The organism is Streptomyces milbemycinicus, assembly GCF_002154605.1.
Taxonomy (GTDB): domain Bacteria; phylum Actinomycetota; class Actinomycetes; order Streptomycetales; family Streptomycetaceae; genus Streptomyces; species Streptomyces milbemycinicus.
On the sequence record NZ_MUNE01001101.1, the window covers coordinates 1 to 3220 of the forward strand.

Genomic DNA, 3220 nt, shown 5'->3' on the forward strand with positions numbered 1-3220 from the left:
ACCTGGGCACCCGCTTCCCGGGTGGTGACCGCCTTGACCACCACTCCGCCGGGAAGCGGGTGCCCAGGTGCTGAACGACCCACGGTTCTCCAAGAGCCTCCGGCACTGGGGTGCCCACCAGCGCGGGGAGATCCCCGCCGAGTGGCCGCTGCTCTTCATCCTGGAGGGCGAGGGGCTGCTCAACTCCGACGGCGACCTCCACCGCCGGCTGCGGCAGCCCGTTCAGCGCGCCTTCTCCCCGCGCCGGGTGCGGGAGTTGCGCCCGCGTATCGAGGCGGTCACCGACCGGCTGCTGGCCGCCCTGGACGATGTTGCTCCGGGTCAGGAGACCGATCTGCAGTCCCGTTTCGCGCTGCCGCTTCCCCTGGACGTCATCTGCTATCTGCTCGGCGTGCCCGAGGAGGGCGGTCTGCGCGAGGAGCTGCACGTGCTGTCGGCGGCCGCGTTGAGCAACGACGCCGGGGCCGAGGAGCTCCAGCGCACGATGGCGGAGCGCTTCCCGGCCACCCTGATGTCGATAATCGAGCGCAAGCGCGCCAGCGGCGACCACGACGACCTCACGATGGACCTGGTCGAGGCCATGGACCAGGGTGAGCTGACGGTGCCGGAGGTGATCGGCAACCTGGTGGTCACCGTCATCGGCGGCCACGAGACCACGGTGACCCTGATCTGCCACGCAGTGCGGGGGCTGTTGACACACCCCGAGACCCTGGCCGCCGCCAGGGCCCGGCAGGAGGCGGGCGAGGACCCGTGGCCGGATGTGGTGGAGGAGGCCCTGCGCTGGGAGTCCCCGGTGCGCGCCCTGCTGTTCCGCTACGCCACCGAGGATGTGCCCGTGGTGGGCGGCGGCGTCGTCCGGGAGGGAGAGGCGGTGCTCCTCCCCCTCGCGACCATCAACCGCTGCCCCCACGCCTTCTCCGAGCCCGACCGGTTCGACCCCGACCGGCCGGACGCCTCCCGCCACCTCTCCTTCGGCTACGGCGCCCACCGGTGCCCCGGGGCGTCCCTGGCCAAGGTGGAGGCCGAGATCGCCCTGCGGCGGCTGTTCGAGACCTTCCCGGATATCGCCCTCGCCCAAAGGCCCGCTCCGCGCGCCGCTTCGCTGGGCATGAACAGCTACCGGGAACTGCCGGTCGTTCTGCGCCCCGCCACCGTCTGAGCGGGCTGGTACCTCACTCCTGGACCCGCTCGGTGTTCTCGAACCGCACCACCGAGACACTGAGCGGCGCCACCTCGAGGGTTGCCCCGGTCTTCGCCCCGGAGATCAGGTCGAGCCCGTCCGCCGCGAGCCGGACCTCGGCGGGTTGCGTCTCGGAGTGGTTCAGCAGGAACAGGAACTCCGCGTCGTCGCCGACGCGCCTGACCGCCTCCAGGTGTCCGGGCGCGGCGGCGACGAGCGGGGAGACCCCCGCCGCCGCCACCGCCTCGAGCAGGGTGTCGCGCAGCGCACCGGGTTCGAGGCGGGTGCCGAGGTACACGACGCGGCCCCGGCCGACCGCGTTGTCCAGGATCGCGGGCCGTCCTTCCAGGTGGCCGGAGGCGTAGGTGGCGAGCACCCGCGCGGTTTCGGGGTGGATGCTGTCCTGCCACCAGTCGGCGGTCCGGGTGGTCCCGTCGGCGAAGGTCACCGCAAAGGTCTCGTCGCCGCGTGCGGGCCAGTACTCGTCGATGTACGCGCCGATGAGGCCGCGGAAGGCCCCGGGGTAGGCGGGCTGCCTGACCTGGTTGTTCGCGTCGACGACCCCGGAGAAGAACGAGCAGACGAGCGTCCCGCCCCCTTCGACGAAGCGGGTGAGTGCGTCGGTGAAGCGGTCGTCGACGAGGTAGGCGTTCGGCACGACGACGACCTTGTACGGGCTGAGGTCGGAGCCGAAGTGCACCATGTCCACCGCGTGGTGTGCTTCCAGGAGCGGCTGGTAGTGGTCGGTGGCGATCTGGGTGTAGTCGAAGTCGTTGCGCGGCAGCCCGTGCGTCTCGGTCAGCCCCCACCAGGCGTTCCAGTCGAACAGCACGGCGATCTCGGCGCTCGACCGGGCGCCCACCGCCTCGGCGATCCTCGGCAGCTCACCGCCGAGTGCTTCGATCTCCTGCCAGGTGCGGGAGGCGGTGCCGGAGTGGGGCAGCATCGCGGAGTGGAAACGCTCATGGCCGCCGCGGCTCGCGCGCCACTGGAAGTACAGGACGCTGTCGGCGCCGTGGGCGATGGCCTGGTAGGAGCCGAGGCGCATATGGCCGGGCCGCTTGACGTTGTTCACCTTCCACTGCGACACGCTGCTGGCCGCCTGCTCCATGAGGACCCAGGGCTCGCCGCGCAGTGAACGCATGAGGTCGAAGTTCAGCGCGGCGGAGATATGGGCGTCGTCGTGGCCGGGGTTGGGGTAGATGTCCAGCGCCACGGCGTCCTGCTCAGGCGCCCAGGTCCAGTAATCCGCATTCTTGTAGAAGCGCATGTAGTTGGTGAGGACCGGGATGTCGTCGCGGTAGGAGCGGACGATATCGCGCTCCATGACGAAACACTCGAGCAGCGCGTCCGAGACGAACCGCTTGAAGTCCAGGCGGCGGGTCGGGTTGGACCACGACCGCGGCACTTCCGGCGGGTTGATCTGGTCCCAGGAGGTGTAGACCTGGGACCAGAAGCGGGTGTACCAGGCGTCGTTGAGGGCGTCCAGGCTGCCGTACTTCCGCTGCAGCCAGCCGCGGAAGGCGACCGCGCTGGCCTCTCCGTACGAGGGCTGCCCGTATTCGTTGCTGATGTGCCACATCGCGAGGGCCGGGTGGTGGGAGTACCGCTCGGCCAGCGCCGTGGTGATCCGGGCCGCGTGTTCCCGGTAGCGGGGCGAGGCGGGGTCGAACTGCAGCCGGTTGCCGAAGCCGAAGCGCTCCCCGTCCTCCATGACCGGCAGGACCTCGGGGTGTTCATGGGTGAGCCAGACCGGCGGCGCCATGGTCGGGGTGGCCAGGTCGACGCTGATCCCGCCCGCGTGGAGGAGGTCCATCACCTCGTCCATCCACTCGAAGGTGAAGCGTCCCGGCTCGGGTTCGAGCGACGCCCACGCGAACACGCCCAGGGTGACCAGGTTGACCCCGGCGCGCCGCATGAGCTGGATGTCCTCGTCCCACACCGCCCGGTCCCACTGCTCGGGGTTGTAGTCCCCGCCGAAGGCGAAACCGCCGAGACGGTCGGTGATGCTGCGGGTGGTCATGGCTCTGCTTCTCCGGT

2 protein-coding genes are annotated in these 3220 nt (G+C 70.4%); one reads left to right on the forward strand and one right to left on the reverse strand.

Annotated elements, in window-relative coordinates:
- Nucleotides 1–67 precede the first annotated feature (67 nt).
- Nucleotides 68–1159 (forward strand): cytochrome P450, encoded by a 1092-nt coding sequence (locus CCN51_RS51325; protein ID WP_086861245.1) that lies wholly within the window; start codon nucleotides 68–70, stop codon nucleotides 1157–1159.
- A gap of 13 nt (nucleotides 1160–1172) precedes the next feature.
- Here the strand turns inward: CCN51_RS51325 and CCN51_RS51330 are convergent, their stop codons facing one another.
- Nucleotides 1173–3203: a beta-galactosidase gene (locus CCN51_RS51330; protein ID WP_086861247.1), complete on the reverse strand. Its 2031-nt coding sequence runs from the start codon at nucleotides 3201–3203 to the stop codon at nucleotides 1173–1175.
- Nucleotides 3204–3220 lie beyond the last annotated feature (17 nt).